Annotated in this window: 14 protein-coding genes; 9 read left to right on the top strand and 5 right to left on the bottom strand. The window is 52.9% G+C overall.

The features are described from left to right. Positions 1-162 precede the first annotated feature (162 nt). Positions 163-1,494, top strand: a complete 1,332-nt coding sequence (locus VFO10_RS14860) for a PhoH family protein (RefSeq protein WP_325141482.1) — start codon at positions 163-165, stop codon at positions 1,492-1,494. Between the two features lie 65 nt (positions 1,495-1,559). On the opposite strand, the gene VFO10_RS14855 is transcribed toward VFO10_RS14860, so the two are convergent. Beyond that, positions 1,560-1,889, bottom strand: a complete 330-nt coding sequence (locus VFO10_RS14855) for a hypothetical protein (RefSeq protein ID WP_325141480.1) — start codon at positions 1,887-1,889, stop codon at positions 1,560-1,562. Positions 1,890-2,198: 309 nt separating this feature from the next. Here VFO10_RS14855 and VFO10_RS14850 point away from each other — a divergent pair, with 309 nt between their 5' ends. After that, positions 2,199-2,867: a hypothetical protein gene (locus tag VFO10_RS14850; RefSeq protein WP_325141478.1), complete on the top strand. Its 669-nt coding sequence runs from the start codon at positions 2,199-2,201 to the stop codon at positions 2,865-2,867. A gap of 8 nt (positions 2,868-2,875) precedes the next feature. Beyond that, positions 2,876-5,611, top strand: a complete 2,736-nt coding sequence (locus VFO10_RS14845) for a trypsin-like serine protease (protein ID WP_325141476.1) — start codon at positions 2,876-2,878, stop codon at positions 5,609-5,611. A 47-nt stretch (positions 5,612-5,658) separates the two neighbouring features. Here VFO10_RS14845 and purH read toward each other — a convergent pair whose 3' ends face one another. Then, positions 5,659-7,254: a bifunctional phosphoribosylaminoimidazolecarboxamide formyltransferase/IMP cyclohydrolase gene (gene purH, locus VFO10_RS14840; protein WP_325141473.1), complete on the bottom strand. Its 1,596-nt coding sequence runs from the start codon at positions 7,252-7,254 to the stop codon at positions 5,659-5,661. 105 nt (positions 7,255-7,359) lie between these two features. Next, positions 7,360-7,755 (bottom strand): hypothetical protein, encoded by a 396-nt coding sequence (locus VFO10_RS14835; RefSeq protein ID WP_325141471.1) that lies wholly within the window; start codon positions 7,753-7,755, stop codon positions 7,360-7,362. A gap of 146 nt (positions 7,756-7,901) precedes the next feature. Between VFO10_RS14835 and mnmA the strand changes: the two genes are divergently transcribed. From mnmA to VFO10_RS14805, 6 genes are all read left to right on the top strand, one after another. Further along, positions 7,902-8,957 carry a tRNA 2-thiouridine(34) synthase MnmA gene (mnmA, locus tag VFO10_RS14830; protein ID WP_325141469.1) on the top strand — a complete coding sequence of 352 codons (1,056 nt, stop codon included), beginning with the start codon at positions 7,902-7,904 and terminating at the stop codon, positions 8,955-8,957. Between the two features lie 37 nt (positions 8,958-8,994). After that, positions 8,995-10,236: an O-antigen ligase family protein gene (locus tag VFO10_RS14825; RefSeq protein ID WP_325141468.1), complete on the top strand. Its 1,242-nt coding sequence runs from the start codon at positions 8,995-8,997 to the stop codon at positions 10,234-10,236. Further along, positions 10,233-11,405 carry a glycosyltransferase family 4 protein gene (locus VFO10_RS14820; RefSeq protein ID WP_325141466.1) on the top strand — a complete coding sequence of 391 codons (1,173 nt, stop codon included), beginning with the start codon at positions 10,233-10,235 and terminating at the stop codon, positions 11,403-11,405. The genes VFO10_RS14825 and VFO10_RS14820 overlap by 4 nt, the downstream gene beginning before the upstream one ends. A 109-nt stretch (positions 11,406-11,514) precedes the next feature. Next, positions 11,515-12,327, top strand: coding sequence for an FkbM family methyltransferase (locus VFO10_RS14815; protein ID WP_325141464.1), 813 nt, complete (start codon positions 11,515-11,517; stop codon positions 12,325-12,327). 327 nt (positions 12,328-12,654) lie between these two features. Then, entirely contained in the window at positions 12,655-13,683 is a 1,029-nt protein-coding gene (locus VFO10_RS14810) for a glycosyltransferase family 4 protein (protein ID WP_325141462.1), read from the top strand. Next, positions 13,680-14,576 (top strand): hypothetical protein, encoded by an 897-nt coding sequence (locus VFO10_RS14805; protein WP_325141460.1) that lies wholly within the window; start codon positions 13,680-13,682, stop codon positions 14,574-14,576. Before VFO10_RS14810 ends, VFO10_RS14805 begins: the two co-directional genes overlap by 4 nt. Here VFO10_RS14805 and VFO10_RS14800 read toward each other — a convergent pair. After that, the gene (locus VFO10_RS14800) at positions 14,562-15,329 is read right to left on the bottom strand and encodes an FkbM family methyltransferase (RefSeq protein ID WP_325141459.1); all 768 of its coding nucleotides are present in this window, start codon (positions 15,327-15,329) and stop codon (positions 14,562-14,564) included. The genes VFO10_RS14805 and VFO10_RS14800 overlap by 15 nt on opposite strands. A gap of 249 nt (positions 15,330-15,578) precedes the next feature. Beyond that, complete coding sequence (locus VFO10_RS14795) at positions 15,579-16,874, bottom strand: hypothetical protein (RefSeq protein ID WP_325141457.1); 1,296 nt, start codon at positions 16,872-16,874, stop codon at positions 15,579-15,581. Positions 16,875-16,972: the final 98 nt, after the last annotated feature.

Raw genomic sequence — 16,972 nt, 5'->3', positions numbered from 1 at the left:
ATCGTCTTTACTTTCCACAGGGGAAAGCCCTATAACGGAGAAGGAGCAGCCCAGGGCACCGCCTTTTTTTAGGAAATTCACGATTCGCGACTTTTGATGCCCTGAGAATTATGCTAATGGTGAGAAAGAGCCATACAAGTCAACAAGCTACGAGGGCCCCTGATGAAGAAAGTCTTCATACTGGATACAAACGTTCTATTGAGCAATCCCCTCAGCATTTTTAAATTTGACGATAACGACGTAGTTATCCCCATTTCCGTCATCGAGGAGATTGATACCTTCAAGAAGGATCAGAGCGATATAGGCCGCAATGCCCGTGAAGTATCCCGTATCTTGGACCGTTTGAGAATGAAGGGCACTCTTTCGTCCGGCATCAAACTCTTCGACAACCGCGAAGACTCCGGACAGCTGTACGTGTACCTTGGTCACAACATGGACATCCTGCCCGAACTCCTGGCCAGCAGCACCGACAACCATATCCTGGCCATCGGACTCACGCTGCAGAAGCAGTTCGGGGATACGCGCAAGGTTCTGATCATCACCAAGGATACCAACCTGCGTATCAAGTCGGATGCCTTCGGCCTCGCAGCGGAAGACTTTGCCGCCGATAAGGTGGATATCTCCCACCTTTACACGGGTTTCATCACCGTAACGGTTAAGCCGGACGTGATCAACGATTTCTATACGAATCGCGAAATCCGCCTGCCCGATGAGGAGCTTTTTCCCAACCAGTTCGTCCTTTTCGAGGACGAGAATGATAAGACTTCGGTCGTATTTGGTATCTATGATGCGCTTGAAGACGTGATCAAGATGATCGAGCCCCGCAACGAAGGTGTGTGGGGGATTTATTCAAGGAACATGGAACAGGCCATGGCCTTGGAGTGTCTTCTGAACGATAGAATCAGGCTGGTGACCATCAGTGGGGAGGCCGGCACAGGCAAAACCTTGATGGCCATCGCCGCCGGCCTTGTGAAAACCACGGACGAAGACCAGTATCAGAAATTGCTGGTGTCGCGTCCGATTTTTCCCCTGGGTCGCGATATCGGTTATCTGCCGGGTGACATTGATGAGAAACTCAATCCCTGGATGCAGCCGATCTATGACAATCTTGACCTCCTGCTCGGCGGTTCGCCCGGATCACGGCAGAAGCGCTTCAACAAGAGTTATCAGGAGCTGATCAATCAGGGCATGCTGGCGGTTGAACCTCTGACCTATATCCGCGGCCGGTCTTTGCCTGCGCAGTATTTCATCGTCGATGAATCGCAGAACCTGACGCCGCACGAGATTAAGACCATCCTGACTCGCGCCGGTGAAGGCACCAAGATCGTCCTGACGGGCGATCCCTATCAGATCGATAACCCCTATCTCGATTCGCAGAACAACGGTCTGACCTATGTGATCGAACGTTTCCGCAAGGAAGAGATCGCGGCTCATATCACCCTGCAGAAGGGTGAGCGGAGCGAACTGGCTTCGAAAGCGGCGAGACTTCTCTGACAAATGTGAAAGGCGGCCGCTTTTGGGGCGGCCGCCTTCAATTCAAACTATTCAGTTTTTTGATCTCAGCGTCTGGCCGGCACGAAGTTGCAGCCGAAACTATCGTTTTCCTCTAGCACGCCGGCTCCTTCGAGCATGGCTGTGTAATCGCTGCAGCTATAAATGCCCTGCGCATGACAGAAGCGATCGAAATTCTCTGCATGCACCGCATGAGTCACGGCTTGAATCTGCAGGCGGCTGAGTTGCGCCAGTTGGCTGCATTCCCCACCGTATACAAAAGCAATGCGACCCTCATCTGTCCCTGTATCTTCTTTCTCTATGGCGTGGCTAGCCTCGGCGAAGATGCTGCTTCCGATCAGGAAAGCGGCAAGAGTCAGATGGCGGGCGATGCGCATGGAAGACTCCTTCTCTAGTGTTCCGGTGTTTGGACCATCCCCACACCTATTAATGAATCCTTCGGCCCCCGCGCTGAAAACTGAAAAGCGGCCGGATTTCTCAAGCATCCCCACAAGCTGAAGGATCCTCTTACAGCGTGAAAAGTTCGCCAGCCCAGACTTTTTGAAAAAATGAGCCGCATTTTTACCCCGGGTATATTTGGTATAGGTAAGTCTAAGTGGCTTGACTGTCACCCTTTTTTGCAATATAAGCCAAGCGCATGCGTCTTGCCCAAGGACTCTTTCAATCACCCGTAACCCGAGCACACCATGGCCTGCAAGCATTTGATTTCAACCGGGCTGCTGATATTTGGCAGTCTATTCTCGGCCTGTTCATCCTCTTCGAACAAGAAGGGGCCTGCGCCAGCGCCGACCACGACCGTCAATCCCAATCAAAAACCTACGCCGACTCCAACGCCATCACCGACACCAAAGCCAAGCCCCGTGCCGACTCCGAGTCCCACGGTCACGCCAGCGCCCGAAGGTCAAACAACGCCGATCGCGGGGGTGGTCGGTGACTGGCAATCGACATTCTCGGATCCGAACTACTTCGGCAACGTCACCTATACCTTCCGTCCCGATGGTCATGTGCTGATGAGTCTTTTGATCTACGGCAAAGGCAAGACCGAGATCATGGCGGAACGTCATGAGTTCAAGGCTACATTCTTTTCGGCCAAACGGACGATTGAACTCGAGCACATCAAAGGTCCCTGCGCACTGAAGAATGCGAAGCCATCCTTGACCTTTATTCCCAACGAAAATGATCCCAATCTTTTCTATCTGCAGGAAGGCTTTGGCAATCCCTATCTGCGCCTGAGCAAAATCAAAGGCGGTCTTTTGCAGGACGTGCATACGGTCACAAAGCTGAATGCCTATGACGTGAAAAATGGTTGCTTTGTGGATGGTCGCTTGAATCAATTCGCTCCTGTGGAAGGGTGAGGTCTATCATGAAATTTAAACAGCAGATGATACTGGGCTCTGCCCTGGCGTTTTTGAGTGCGATTCAAGCCTGCCATTCGAAAAGTGATAGCAAACTTGATATAATCGGTGGTCGTCCCGTCACGAATGATCCCGAGGGTCCGGCCCTGCATAACGTGGTGGGTTTGAGCCGTGATGGTCTGAGTACTTTCTGCAGCGGCAGCGTGGTGGCCAAGGACATGATTGTAACAGCCGCGCACTGCGTGGATGATGGTCGACCCTTCTCGGTGGTGTTTGGTGATCCCAAAGCCGTGATGCCTCGCGTCGAAGTCGAAAAAGTGGATATGTACAAGCCGTATGGCGCCGCGGCCTTTCCCAACTTCGATATCGCCTGGGTGCAGCTCAAGACTCCCGTGCCTCAGGGCTTCGAACCGATGGAAGTTCTGCGCGATCCGTCCAAGCTGAAAGAGGCGAATGAATTCCGTCTGGCCGGCTATGGTTATGAAAAAACCGGCTGCCGCGATGCGGGCTGCAAGGATGAACTCCTTCAGACCAATACCGCGTTGGAAAAATATTATGATACGCCGCGTCTTATGAGCCTTCTCGTGTTCAAAGGGTCGGTGGAGCAAAAACTGGGTGGCGCGTGCAACGGAGATTCGGGCGGTCCGGCTTATGCGAAGATTGATAATAAATGGTATCTGATCGGTGTGACCAACGGCGTCACGGCTTATGTGAACCCGGAAAGTTTCGCCAATCGTGCGGTTTCCTGTGAGGCTCTGAGCGATATCTATACTTTCATCGGTGACTACGTTCCCTGGCTGGAAAAGCGTTCCGCCCAGGAATTGAAGCGGCTGGCCGATCGGAACCCAGATCGTAGCGATGCTCCTTTTGTTATCAAGGGCGAAAAGAGAGCGGATGATGTTCCCGAACCCAGAACCTGGGCCGAGTGGATTGAGTATCCCTATCATAATGAGCAGGCCTGGAATACGGTCGATCGCCTGCTTTTTGATCTATGGGCCAAGCATCGTCCGCTGCTGGGTGATGACGAACACGTAAAACTTTGGGTGGATCCTGATTTCTCTCAGGCCCGCGTGCAGGAGATCACAAGCTACGAGCTGATGAAGAGCCAGCGTGACGAGCTGAAGTACGATGACCAGCCGTCCGATCTGCGTCCTTTGGGAAGCTGGACCGGCCTTCAGGAGGTGAATGTCATTGGCGACTACACATCCCGTGGTCTTGAGGCCCTGTCCCGTTTGCCTGCGCTGCGGAAGCTTAAGCTGAGTCCTGGCAGCCGGCGCCCCTATGGTCAACTGAATCTGAAGCCCCTTGAGAAATTGGGCCCGGTTCTGGAAGACCTCAAGTTGGATGACATGACCCCGGGTGAACTGAAGACGCTTGCTTTTGGGTCCTTTACGCAGCTGAAGAACCTTGATTTTGCAGCTCAAAGTGGTTATCCCGAAGCGGTTTTGGATATGAGCGGGCTGAAGAATCTTGAGTCCTTGAAGATTTCAAGCTGGCCTTATGCTTCCAAAATTTCATTGCCTCAGGACCTTGCTCTGGGGACTCTGGAATTGAAATTGGATCACAAAACGGATCTCAGCTGGCTCGATATCTCCGCCGTGAAATCCATTCAGACACTCGAAATCGGTTCGGAAGTTCTGTCTGAGCCTGCGGTGCTGAGGAGCTTTCACAAAAAAGGCATCAGGAAACTTACCGTTCCTGGCAGCCGTTTGACGGAAGTTGATTTTCCGGCAGCAGGCTTTGCGGATGTTCAGGAACTTTCTGTGAGTAGCAACCTTCTTGCCAGTACGGATTTTATTAAGAACCTGAAGGTTCTGCAAAAGGCTGATCTGCGCGATAACCCCGTGAGCCTTGCAGAGTGCCCGGCCGGTGTCAGCTGCACCTTTGATCGCGTGCCCAATCCTAAAAAAGTGGCTGATTTCTGTCGGAATACGGTCGACAACGAAGACTACTTCTATGGAACGACCATTAAAGCGCTGTTGACAGATCAAGGCTTTTTTGCAGTTTACTATGATGATGCGATCTGTGATCTCCTGCAGCAGTCTTTGGAAAGCTCCACTTCGGTGGAACTCAATGGCGATCTCACCTGGTATCTGCCGAATGGTTTGAACTATGATATGCGGGTTTTAAAGAGCCTTGTCGGTCTGAAGAGTCTGAAGATTCGTAATGTCACACTTGCTTATGCGGACGCTTTGAGCGAGCTTTCCAATTTGACCAACCTTGATTTGAATGCTGTGAAAACCAAAGACCTTGGCTTCATCGGTAAGATTCCGAAGCTGGAAAACCTGAGCTATGCCGAGTTCCCTTACACCACATTGGAAGCCCTCTCGCATCCGAAACTGAAAAGTCTAATGCTGCCTTCCGAGGGTTTGGCAGCCTTGAACGGCGGACGCGTGCAGACCATCGGTGATAAAACCGAACTGCCGTCTTTGACCAAACTGTCTTTGCGTGGCCATCCGCTTCAGGATCTGAAGGGCGTGGACCGACTCAAGGCTCTCTCCCAGCTCGATATCACAGGCACCAAGGTCGCTGACCTTTCGCCTTTGAATACCCTCATCGGCGCGACGGTCTTCTTCGGAGACCAGTATCAACTCGATACCTGCCCCATCCTTTACGGCAGCTGCCAGACGGGAACTAAAACTCTCGAAGGCGCGACCTTTGGAGCAGACGGCGCGAGTCTCATGGGTTCTAACTGGAAAGTGAACCAGGTGATTCCTGGTCTTGGAAAAGCTCTGCGCAACTAAAAAAGAAAGCCCGGTGCGTGATCACCGGGCTTTTTTTTTATGTCTTTTTAGTGCTTGAAGTGACGAACGCCGGTGAACACCATCGCAATCTTATGTTCATTGGCGGCCTGTATGGATTCCTCATCGCGCATCGAGCCGCCTGGCTGAATGATCGCACTCACGCCGAGTTTCGCGGCGAGGTCCACAGTATCGCGGAAGGGGAAGAAGGCATCGCTGGCCATGACGGAGCCCTGGACCGTGCGGCCGAATTCCTTGGCTTTTTCTGCAGCGAAAGTCGCGCTATCAATGCGGCTCATCTGGCCCGCGCCGACGGCGACGGTCACGAGGTCTTTCACATAGACGATGGCGTTGGACTTCACATGCTTGCAAAGACGCATGGCGAAGGTCAGGTCCTCCGCTTGGGCTGTGGTGGGTTTCAGCTGAGTCACAGCTTCCCAACGGCCATTTTCCGCGCGGATCTGATCACGATCCTGGACCAGGATGCCGCCGAGCACGGAACGCACATCGAGTTGTTTCGGTGCATTGGCGCTGTTGGCCGGGAGGAGATAGGGGAGTTCCAGAAGGCGCAGGTTTTTCTTGGTCGCAAGAACCGTCCGGGCTTCCGGGCTGAACGCAGGAGCCACGATGCATTCGAGGAAGAGCTGCGAAAGAGCGTCGGCTGTTTCCGCATCTATGGTTTTATTCACGGCCACGATACCGCCGAAAGCGGATTTGGGATCGACGGCCAGCGCGCGTTTATAAACGTCGAGCAGACGTTCACCTGTACGGCCGAGGGCGGCACCGCAGGGATTGTTGTGCTTGATGATGGTGACGGCGGTATATTCCGGGAAGTCTGCAACCATCTGCACGGCGGCATCGCAGTCGAGCAGGTTGTTATAGGAAAGCTCTTTCCCTTGCAGAACCTTGGCGTCCTGAAGTCCGCCTGTGGTGCTCAGATTCGAGCGGTAAAAACGGGCTTTTTGATGGGGATTTTCACCGTAGCGCAGAGTCTGCTGGGATTCGAGGCGAAGGTCATAGGCAGGGGCGAGGGTTTCGGCTGTATCAGTTTCCAGACTCTTTTCGTAGTAGCTTGCGATCATGCTGTCATACTGTGAGATCGCGCGGAAGGTCTTGGCTGCCAGGTAACGTCGGAACTCATCAGTCAGGCCGCCTGCTTTGAGTTCCGCAAGGCAGCGATCATAATCCGCGGGATCAAGGAGCGGCGCGACGAAGCGATAATTTTTCGCTGCGGCGCGGAGCATCGTGGGTCCGCCGATGTCGATATATTCGATGGCCTTGGGCAGATCGAGCTGCTGGCCGACCGCTTTCGCGGCGAATTGATAAAGGTTCACCACCACAAGGTCGATGCCCTGGATGCTGTGCTCGCGGCATTGCGCGACATGGGCGTCCTTCTCGCGATCGTAGAGGATGCCGCCATGAATTTTGGGATGAAGGGTCTTGACGCGTCCATCGAGGATTTCAGGACTGCCGGTATGCGCTCCGGCTTCGGTTACGGCCACGCCGGATTCGGCGAGGAGTTTGGCGGTTCCGCCGGTGGACAGAATTTGAAAGCCCAAGTGTTCCAGGGAACGGGCGAAGTCAACGATACCGGTTTTGTCGGTGACCGAGATCAAGGCCAATGGTTTGCCGGGAAGCTGAGTCATGTCGATATCCAATTGAAAAAGTTGGTCCAAGGTGGGGGAACGCGCCCCTTTTAACAGCTTTTCCCCCTTGGCCCAAGACTTTTTACGCCGGGACGCGGACAAATCTCAGGAGTGCGGCCGGGCAAATCCACAGGTCTGTGCGATCTGGTCGAGACGCCGGATCAGTTCGGGATCGCTTTCCAAAACCAGGCAGCGATGGTACGCCTTTTCGTAGATGTGATAGACGGGATCATCGCGGTCCTCGGGCGTAAATCCCAGGTCATCCCCGGTCAGCGCACAGACGAGCAAGTAAATGCGGGCCATTTCGTACTTGGGTATCGAATGCTCGTGCCGCTCCGGGTCAAATTGATCAGGATTGATCCCGAAGTCGTCTTCATTCAAAAGATAAAGCGTCATGTTCTTCAGAATAAGGTCGAGGCCGGCCTCATGATGCTTGTATTCGTTTACCGTGATCTTTTTGACGCGGCCTTCTTCAAGCGCGTCGTGACTTTCCATGTCCATGTCCGTCTCCTGGTTCCAGGTTCGGCTTAAGATAGGCAAGCCTATGGCCGAGGGCAAGCGTTCAGCTGAAAACAGGGCTTTCGGCCCTGAATTTTCCATGCTAAAAGGGCTGTCCTGGTGCCTCATACCAGAAGGAAGATGACTCTATGAAAATCGCCATGCTGCTCTCTGGTGGTGTTGATAGTTCGGTGGCCCTGGCGGAATTGGTGCGCGAAGAGAAGCACCAAATCCAGGCCTTCTATTTGAAAATATGGCTTGAAGATGATCTGCAGTACCTGGGTCAATGCCCGTGGGAAGAGGACCTTCAGTATGCGCAGGGCGTATGCGAAAAGCTGGGCGTTCCTTTGGAAATCGTGAGCCTTCAGACCGCGTACTGGGATCGCGTCGTGTCGCATTCCATCTCTGAACTGAAGGCGGGTCGGACGCCGAGCCCGGATATCCTTTGCAATCAGAACGTCAAGTTCGGGGCTTTCTGTGACCTCATTGATGCCAGCTACGATCGCATTGCCACGGGGCATTATGCGCGGCAGCGTTTGCATAACGGCCATCAGCAGCTTTTGAAAGGCGTCGATCCGATCAAGGATCAGACCTATTTTTTATCACGACTCAGTCGCGTCCAGCTCGACCGCGCGATGTTCCCGATCGGTCATATTCCGAAGCGCGAAGTCAGGGCTCTGGCGGCTCATTATGATCTGCCGACTCAGGCGCGTCCGGATAGCCAGGGTATTTGCTTCCTCGGCAAATTGAAGTTCAGTGAGTTTGTGAAAGCCCATCTGGGCGAGTGGCCCGGTGACATCATAGACGTCGCGAGCGGGCGTGTCCTCGGCGCGCATAAGGGTTTTTGGTTCCATACCATCGGACAACGCAAGGGACTTGGTCTAAGCGGCGGGCCATGGTTTGTAGTGCAAAAGGATCCTGCAAAGAATATTGTCTACGTATCATCGGAAGAAGGACGACTGCAGAGACCGCAGCTGAATTTCAGCATCAGCAGCATGCATTGGCTGGAAGAGAAGCCGGATTTGAATCGTTTCTATACCGTGAAGATTCGTCATGGCGAACGCACTACGGAATGTCGCCTCAGCGATCTGGGTGAGGGACGCCTGCAGGTGGAACTCGGACAGCCCGACGGCGGGATCGCCCCGGGGCAGTATGCTGTGATCTATGACGGTGATCTTTGTCTGGGTGCCGGTGTTATTGATTGATTGCGAAGACTGTTCATCTTTCAGCGGCGGTGGTTGAATGCAGGGTTCCGATGACGGCTCGTCCAGGGCGACTTTGATTGTGTTGGTCCTCCTCTTCTGTGTGTTTCCCTTCGGGCCGGCCTTTCAAAGTCTCGGGCAGGCCCTTGTCTTTCTCTCTGCACTCTATCTTGGCCGCGCGCGCCTCGTTTCATCCTTTCAAACCATGCCGCGTGATGTGCGGTGGCTGCTCGGGGGCATGGCTGCTTTTCTGCTTTGGAATGTGTTCGCGACACTGATCAGTCCCAGCCAGCATCATGCGGAACCCGGGTCCTATTTTGTGGGCTACGCGCCGCTTTTTATCCTGCCATGGCTCACGGGTCTGCTTCCCAAATTGGATGATGCGCAGAAAAAAAAGCTCCTGTCTTTCGCGGCTGGGCTGGTCTTGATCTGGGGCCTTGCTGTTTTCAGTCAGTATCTTTTCCCCTGGCGACTTTCCGGTCTTTCCCTGGTGGAACATACCACGCGCCGCGCGCAGGGTTTTTATTCGCATCCTATGAGCCTCGCCTATGCTTCGCTACTGATCTGGCCCTTCGCCGTGCGCCTTCTTTTGAAATCACCGCGCCTTTGGCAAAGCTGGTGCTTCGCAGCGGGCGCGGCCATGCTTCTCCTCTTTTCCATGTCGCGTATCGTTCAGCTGCTGGCGGCGCTCGTTGTGCTGGGGAATGTGTTCATCATGCTCTCGGGGCGTCAGCGTCTTCTGGCTCTGATGGCCTCGCTTTTGATTGGGACCGGCCTTGCTGTGACGGATAATCCGGTGTCAGCGCGCTTTCATAATCTTTTGCACCCGACAGCGCAGGATGTGATGTCGGATTATCCGGATGATCGGCTCGCTTTCTGGCACGCGCATCTTCTTATCATTCAGGAAAGACCCTGGCTCGGGCATGGCGTGCATCAGGGGAATGCCTTCCGCAAACCCTACTATGAGCGCCTCGGTTTGGGGGACTTTAAAAAGCAGTACCAGGCTCATAATCAGTATATTCAGATCGTGGCCGAGGGCGGGTTGATTGCGTTGGCCCTTTATGGATTCTGGCTGGTCATGACCTGGAGGGTTCTAAAACGATGGATAGGGGATGCGTTCATAAGGAACACGGGGCAGCAGACGCTTTTGATATTTTCGCTCGGAGTTTTGACGCAGAACGCCTTCGATGACACCTGCGTGCGGATGGGAGTCGTGATCCTTTTCTGTGTCCTCTTTTTGAATCTGCCGGCCTGGACGCATAAGCCTGAGAGGGCCGCATGAAAAAAATCCGAGTGCTCTTTCTATCGAAACCTTATGTGGCTGCATCCTATCGTCAAAAATTTCAGCTGATGGCGGCGGATCCGCGTTTTGAAATTGGGCTGGTTGTTCCGCATAACTGGGCCGGGCAAGACTTTGAACCGGATGCGCGGGATAATTATTGGATACGCCGGCTGCCTCTTCTTTTCAACGGGCACAATCATCTGCATCTTTATCGAGGATTGACCGCGGCCTTTGATGAGTTTGCTCCCGATGTTTTTAATATTGAAGAGGAGCACTATTCCCTCGTCACGGCCCAGGCTCTCTCGTTGGCGAAAAAGCGCGGTGTTCCCTGCACTTTTTATACCTGGCAGAATATTCATAAGAACTACCCTCTGCCTTTCTCCTGGATTGAACAGCTGGTCTTTCGATCCTGCCCCCTGGCGATTGCCGGCAATCAGGAGGCGCTGGATATTCTGCGCAAAAAAGGTTTTCAAAAGCGGGCCTATATCCTGCCGCAGATGGGTGCGGATACGGCGACGCTTGCGAAAATTCCGAGTGAAACGCGTGCCGAGGTCTTCGGTCCTGACAGCGGGCTTGAGAATGCTTTTATCGTAGCCTTTGCAGGAAGGCTTGTGGAAGAGAAGGGGATTCAGGACCTGATTCAGGCCTTGCCTTCGCTTTTGGATCTGCCGATTCACCTTGTTATTCTGGGCAGCGGGCCCTACCAGGAGGCTTTGAAGCAGGCGGCGGATAGACTGGACGTTGGGGCGCGCGTGCACTTCCTTGGGTCCAAAAAATCCACCGACGTCTATCGTTATCTTCGGCAGATTGATGTCCTGGCTCTGCCTTCGCATACCAAAAGCAATTGGAAGGAGCAGTTCGGACGCATCCTCGTCGAAGCGATGCTGAGCGGCGCTGTCGTGCTGGGCTCGGATTCAGGCGAGATTCCGCGCGTGATCCGCGGCGGTGGCCTCGTCTTTCCGGAAGGGAATGTTTCCATCCTCGCGCAGCGTCTTCGGACTTTGTGTGAAAACCCGCGCCTCACGCAAAAACTTGCCGCCAAGGGGCGACGCCGAGCCCAGAGTCATTTCACCAATGAAGTGATCGCGGCCCGAACCCTTGACGCCATGCTGGAACTTTATCAGCAAAGGCCTGAAGCACGCCTGTCAGCAGGGCCTCAGTTCGGCTAAAATCTTGCGTTTTGAGGCTTTTCGTGCTTCACTTCTGTCGTTATGAAAGCCATCCTAGGAAATTCAAATCCGTCCTTTGCGATGCAGGCGGCACTTGGGGAAATATTGCATGTCACAGGGTCTGGTGAAAAGGGTAAGAGTCTTTGGCAAGGCGCTGCTGTCGCGGTGGATCAAAACCAAGTCCGTTCAGTTTCAGGGCCTCCAGGTCGAAGGGGCCTTCCAGGATTTTGGGCTTTTGAAGGAACTGTCCAAAGGCCGGCGCGAGGCTTACATGACATATCTTTTTGAGCGATGTCTTGAGGGATGCGATAGCTTCTGGGACATCGGGGCGCATGTGGGCGTTTATAGTCTTCTGGCGGCCCGAAAACTCAAGGGGCCGGTTCTGGCCTTTGAACCCAATCCGCGGACTTATACTTTCCTTCAGCGTAACGTTCAAAAAAATCGTTTGGACAGTCGCATCAAGGCCCAGCAGCTGGCGGTTGCCGCGAAGCCAGGGCATCTGCAGTTTTTCTGTGATGAGATGGAATCGGATGTCTCAAGCCTTGTGAAGCTTGAAGACCCGAAGAAGCTGAAGACTCTGGAGATCACCGCGACCTCGCTCGATCAACTGGCTGCGGAAACGCAGGGTTTGCCGCAGCTGATGAAGATCGATGTGGAAGGCGCGGAGCTGGATGTGCTGAAAGGTGGGGATGCCTTCTGGCGCCAGGTGCGCGAGCGCGGGCCCTTTTATTTGTTTATTGAATCGAACGCTGCGGCTTTGGAACGAGCAGGCACGACGCCTGCCGAGCTTTTGGAGCAGCTGACGGAAAAAGGTTTTCAGGTGTCCATGATTGATGAGGACCAGAAGCGGCTGACGCCGGTGGATGCAAGGCTCCAGGGTGGGTGCTGGAATCTTTACTGTGAGTTGCCTGGGCGAGTTTGATAGCGATGCAGAGGCGGAAACAGAACTCCTTCGATTCTGGATCCTGCATCATGGACCTTGCTCTTTGCCCCCCCCCAAACGGTCCCTTCAGGATACGAAGCGGTCAACAATTCTCTGCCACTGGAAAGTTTATCTTTAAGGGTATGACATCTTGTCGTGGACTGGTGAGGCTTGTGACAGAATGCAGGTTGCGAACTTTACCTTATAGATTGCTAGCACCCCCTGTATTGGCTAAAATGCGACGCTTATTGAAGGGCTTCACTCCATAACCAATACCCTGCGATGATTTTTTCAAGTCATCATGTGCTTTTCTAAATATGGTGAAAGATGAAAGTTGTTGTTGTTCCAAACATCCCCTTTAGTTTTATGGTTGGCGGACAGGAAGTTCAGATTCAGAAGACCATCGAACATTTGAGGCTGCTTGGCTGCGACGTTGAATACCTTGATTTCGAATCCAGAACACAGCGCGAATGGGCCGATGTCTACCACTTTTTTGGTCCCAATAATTTGCATTTGGCGCAGGCTGCAGCTGACCGAAAGCCTATGTTCATATCGCCTGTGATTTTTTGGAATTCGAGTTTGAAGGCTGCCTACCTGCAGGGATCGGCTTTCATCCCCAAAACCTACGCCTATGATCTGCGTAAGACTCTGCTCCTGGCGTCTGGGATCTTTCCTAACTCCGACTCAGAGCTTTACCAGCTTGCGAGGATCTGTCGCATGGATCCCAGGAAAATCGAGAAAATCCCTAATGGCGTCGATGAAACGTTTCAAGGTGGAGATCCGAATCGGTTCTATAGCAAGCTCTCCAATTTTCTGAAGCCTGGGGAAAAATTCGTCCTGTCCGTCCACCGGATTGAAGATCGAAAAAATACCTTCAATCTTGTCGAGGCCGCCGACCGGCTCAAGGTGAAGCTTATTCTGATCGGTGCTTTGGGTGAAGGTAAACAGCAGGCATACAGCTCGCAGGTCATGGACAGGATTTCCACAGCCAGTACGGTTCGCTATCTTGGAAAGGTCGATCACCAGACCCTTCTGGATGCCTATGCTGCCGCTCACGTCCATGCTTTAGTCAGTCACTGGGAAACAACAGGATTATCAAGCCTCGAAGCAGGTCTTAACGGATGCAATCTGGTCGTGACGGAATGTCCGCCCGTCCGTGAATATTTTGGTGACCTGGGTTTTATGTGCAACGCTGATGTGGAAAGTATTGCGACATCACTGAAAGCAGCCCTGAACGATAGCAGGAATGGCAAAGGGCAAGCCCAAAAAATCAAAGACCGATACTCTTGGCGGGTGATCGCAGAGCAAACATTACGAGCTTACAACCGATATTTTTCTGACAAGAGGCCTTCGTGATTTTTAAAGACGCATTCCGAACCATTTTTCTAAAGTTTTTCAACGCGTTCCTGCCCAAAACATTTGCTTATCAAGCGATCACGGAATCCCTTTACAGGCAGATTCTGCAGCAGCCAAAATACCAGGATCCCAGGGCCTTGCTGCATTTCGGCCAGAAATATTTTTCTCAGAACGAGGAAGATGGCATCATCGCTGAAATTTTCAGGCGAATTGGAGTGAAGAATCATTCCTTCATTGAGATCGGCGTGGGCGATGGACGCGAATGCAATACGCTGACTCTTTTGTATCAGAATTGGAAAGGCCTTTGGATTGAAGGCGTAGCGAGTGAAAAAATAAAACTATGCGCAGAAAAATTCCGGAATCAATTGCAGTTGGAGAACGTCTTCATCGACAAGAACAACATCAACAGCTACATACAGAAGCATTTCAGTGGCGAGATCGATCTTTTGTCCCTTGATATTGACAGCAAAGACGCTTTCGTTCTGCAGGCGATCAACGTCATCAACCCTCGCGTCATCATCGTGGAGTATAATGCTCGTTTCGGGCCTCAGATAGACTGGTCCGTGGATGATGCAGTCGAAAACTTCGGCGACGATCATTTCGGAGCTTCGCTCAAATGCTTCGAGAATATTTTGCAAAACAAGGGCAGTCAAGGCTATGCCTTGGTCGCATGCAATGTCACCGGAGTGAACGCGTTTTTTGTCAGAAAAGACCTGCTCGGGGATCATTTCGTGGGGCCGTTTACCTCGGAACGTTGGTACGAGCCCTTCCGAATGCCATTGAGTCAATACTTCATATTCCAGCAGCATAAGGTAACGCTCGGACCCAGCTGCTCTTCTTCAAAAATAATAGGTGGCGCCAAAGGCATAGCGGCACCTTCAGCTTCGGCGTGATTTCAAGCATAGCCAGCCCATCCTGCTGAAACGCTTGCGGCAGCGCTCCGGATCAGCTGTTGCGATGTAGTTTGGCGTTTCCCAGTAAACGCTCGTGCCGCGGGCTTTCTTGTCCTGCAGATGGGGCTTGAAAATGCCCTTGCGCAGAGTGAATATCGTATAACCGAAAGACTCCAAATAGCTCGACACGGGCGACGGATAGAGACCGTGGTCTTCAAAAATGATGTCGCGGATGTGATGCTCGCGCAAGAGATTCTCGGCTCCCTTGAAAACATCCAGCTCATGGCCTTCGACATCAATTTTCATCAGTCCCAGTCCATTCGCGGGTATCTTGTCCTCCAAACGTGCGACATCCACCATCAGAGAGGTGGAACTACCGCTGCTGGGCTTTTGCATCGTCGCGATGCCGCGATTCTTCGCAAACTCTTCAGGAACGAAGATCGCCATCTTTCCCGCCGAGGACGACAGCGCTATATTTTCCAGCAAAACCTTCGCGGTCAGTGCATGATTCCAGTTTTCAATGTTGGTACTGGCGATTTGGTAGAGTTCGGGCATGGGTTCGAAGGCCAGAACCTTGCCTTGCGGACCCGCAGCTGTCGCCATACAGCTGGCCGTGTACCCGATGTTTGCGCCAACATCGGCGACGGTGTCGCCAGCATCGACAAGGCGGAAGATCGCTTCGCAGAGGGCCATATCGTAAACGCCGGAATTCAGGATCGCTGTCCCGATCGCATCACCGGGGAAAACGCGCATGGAAATGCCCCAGGGTAATGAAACGACAGCTGTCTCTTCCGTTGATTTACTTGCGAAGCGTTTAAAAATCTGAGCAGGTTGGAAAAGGTACTCAGGCTTTGTCAGAAGAGCTGGGATTGACTTCAATCGACTCATTTTTATTCTTTGTGCTAAAGCCAAGCGTGTTTGGCACTGTGCTATTTTGGATAAGAATGCCTTCCAGTGGCTGAAATGATAACAGGGGGGATGTCAACTGTCATCAGATTTGGCTTAGGCTGCTTTTCGCAAGCGCAGCATCCCATAAAAAATCAGGATTACGGCCAGCCAATAGACATTCATAAACAGCAAATAGCCCAAATCCCCCCATGCCTGGATCATGGGAGGGAGCAGGCCTAAACCCAGGCCTCCCAGGCCGAGGTATACCAGAATTCCGGCCCGTTGATTTTCCGAGTGAATCGAAAACGCCGTGTAAGGGACGGCGTAAATAGCGCCCAGCTGGCCGATATAGTAAACCAAAACATGCCAGAAGCTCAGCGACTGCGGGAAGACAAAGTTCAGAATTCCTGTCTTCCAGCTTAGGAGCAGTACGCAGGTAGTCGCGAGTGCGAGCAGGGTAATTTTCAAGAGGGTCTTGCGTGTCGCGCGACGATAGGCCAATGGATTCTCGGCATGAAAGATATGGGTCAGAGCGAGGCTGATGAGCGTTTGGAAAACGATCATCAACGGTGTAATGATAGCAATCGCGACGTTGATGCGGGCCATTCCCGTCTCTCCGATAAGATTGACGGCGACGGCATGGAAAAGGAGGGCGACAACGGTCGCGGCACCTACGAAGAGACTGGTTTTTAAAAAGCCCGAATAGGAAGCCTGCCTTGTGGGACGGAGTGTTCGCATGACAGGAAGCATGAAGAAACATACCAGCGCCATGAACCAAAGTGTAAGTGCGAAGCTTACATAGGACGGGATCACCTGTGGCGAAGGGCTGAGTATCCAGTAAAGCAGGAAAACGAGGGATGCCACGAGCCGGCCCATGCGCAAGAGAATGGCTTTAACCAGATGGCCCTGGGCGATTTGATAGCTGTCCCAAACCGAAAGTGCAGCAAGGGGCAGAAGAGTGCTGGCCTGCAGAAGGAAGGAGACGAAAACCGGACCTGAAAATCCTGCCACAAGACCATGCGCAATAGAAATCCCAATCGCAACAAGACAGCAAATAAAACGAAAACCGAAGAGATTGGAAAGGGCAGCTGGTATTTCTGATGACTTAAGGCGCGGAAAAAGTCGTAAAAATTCCGCATGAGACCCAAGGTCGAGCGCCGTGAGATATTGCGAGAAGAGCAGGAAGACTGTTGTGACCTGCGAGAAAAGCGCTGCATCAGGAACAAGGCTGTTCAAGGCCTTGAGGACTATGAATGTGACGGCGCCATTGGCAAGGGCTGCGGCTATCTGTGTTACCCTGCCCACTTGCGAACGTATCTTCTCTTTGAGCATGCTGATGTTGATCTCGAAGGTAAAGAGCTCGGCAAAAGTGAAGACTAGCAAGATGATGAGAGTGTGAGCAAGAGCCATTTGTCCCCTGGCCGATAAATGGCTGGGTTAGTCCCAGGCTACAAAGCGGCCCTTACGGCCGCTTCATAGCAGGATGAGCCTGCCCCGGAAACCCCGTC

This window comes from Oligoflexus sp. (assembly GCF_035712445.1).
In the GTDB taxonomy this organism is placed as follows: domain Bacteria; phylum Bdellovibrionota_B; class Oligoflexia; order Oligoflexales; family Oligoflexaceae; genus Oligoflexus.
This window is presented reverse-complemented; position numbering and strand designations above follow the sequence as displayed.

Coding starts and splice junctions, on each gene's coding strand:
- VFO10_RS14795 (WP_325141457.1), bottom strand. CDS start 16,874: ATGGCTCTTGCTCACACTCTCATCATCTTGCTAGTCTTCACTTTTGCC.
- VFO10_RS14820 (WP_325141466.1), top strand. CDS start 10,233: ATGAAAAAAATCCGAGTGCTCTTTCTATCGAAACCTTATGTGGCTGCA.
- VFO10_RS14815 (WP_325141464.1), top strand. CDS start 11,515: ATGTCACAGGGTCTGGTGAAAAGGGTAAGAGTCTTTGGCAAGGCGCTG.
- VFO10_RS14850 (WP_325141478.1), top strand. CDS start 2,199: ATGGCCTGCAAGCATTTGATTTCAACCGGGCTGCTGATATTTGGCAGT.
- VFO10_RS14835 (WP_325141471.1), bottom strand. CDS start 7,755: ATGGACATGGAAAGTCACGACGCGCTTGAAGAAGGCCGCGTCAAAAAG.
- VFO10_RS14855 (WP_325141480.1), bottom strand. CDS start 1,889: ATGCGCATCGCCCGCCATCTGACTCTTGCCGCTTTCCTGATCGGAAGC.
- purH (WP_325141473.1), bottom strand. CDS start 7,254: ATGACTCAGCTTCCCGGCAAACCATTGGCCTTGATCTCGGTCACCGAC.
- VFO10_RS14810 (WP_325141462.1), top strand. CDS start 12,655: ATGAAAGTTGTTGTTGTTCCAAACATCCCCTTTAGTTTTATGGTTGGC.
- VFO10_RS14860 (WP_325141482.1), top strand. CDS start 163: ATGAAGAAAGTCTTCATACTGGATACAAACGTTCTATTGAGCAATCCC.
- VFO10_RS14845 (WP_325141476.1), top strand. CDS start 2,876: ATGAAATTTAAACAGCAGATGATACTGGGCTCTGCCCTGGCGTTTTTG.
- VFO10_RS14800 (WP_325141459.1), bottom strand. CDS start 15,329: ATGCGCGTTTTCCCCGGTGATGCGATCGGGACAGCGATCCTGAATTCC.
- mnmA (WP_325141469.1), top strand. CDS start 7,902: ATGAAAATCGCCATGCTGCTCTCTGGTGGTGTTGATAGTTCGGTGGCC.
- VFO10_RS14825 (WP_325141468.1), top strand. CDS start 8,995: ATGCAGGGTTCCGATGACGGCTCGTCCAGGGCGACTTTGATTGTGTTG.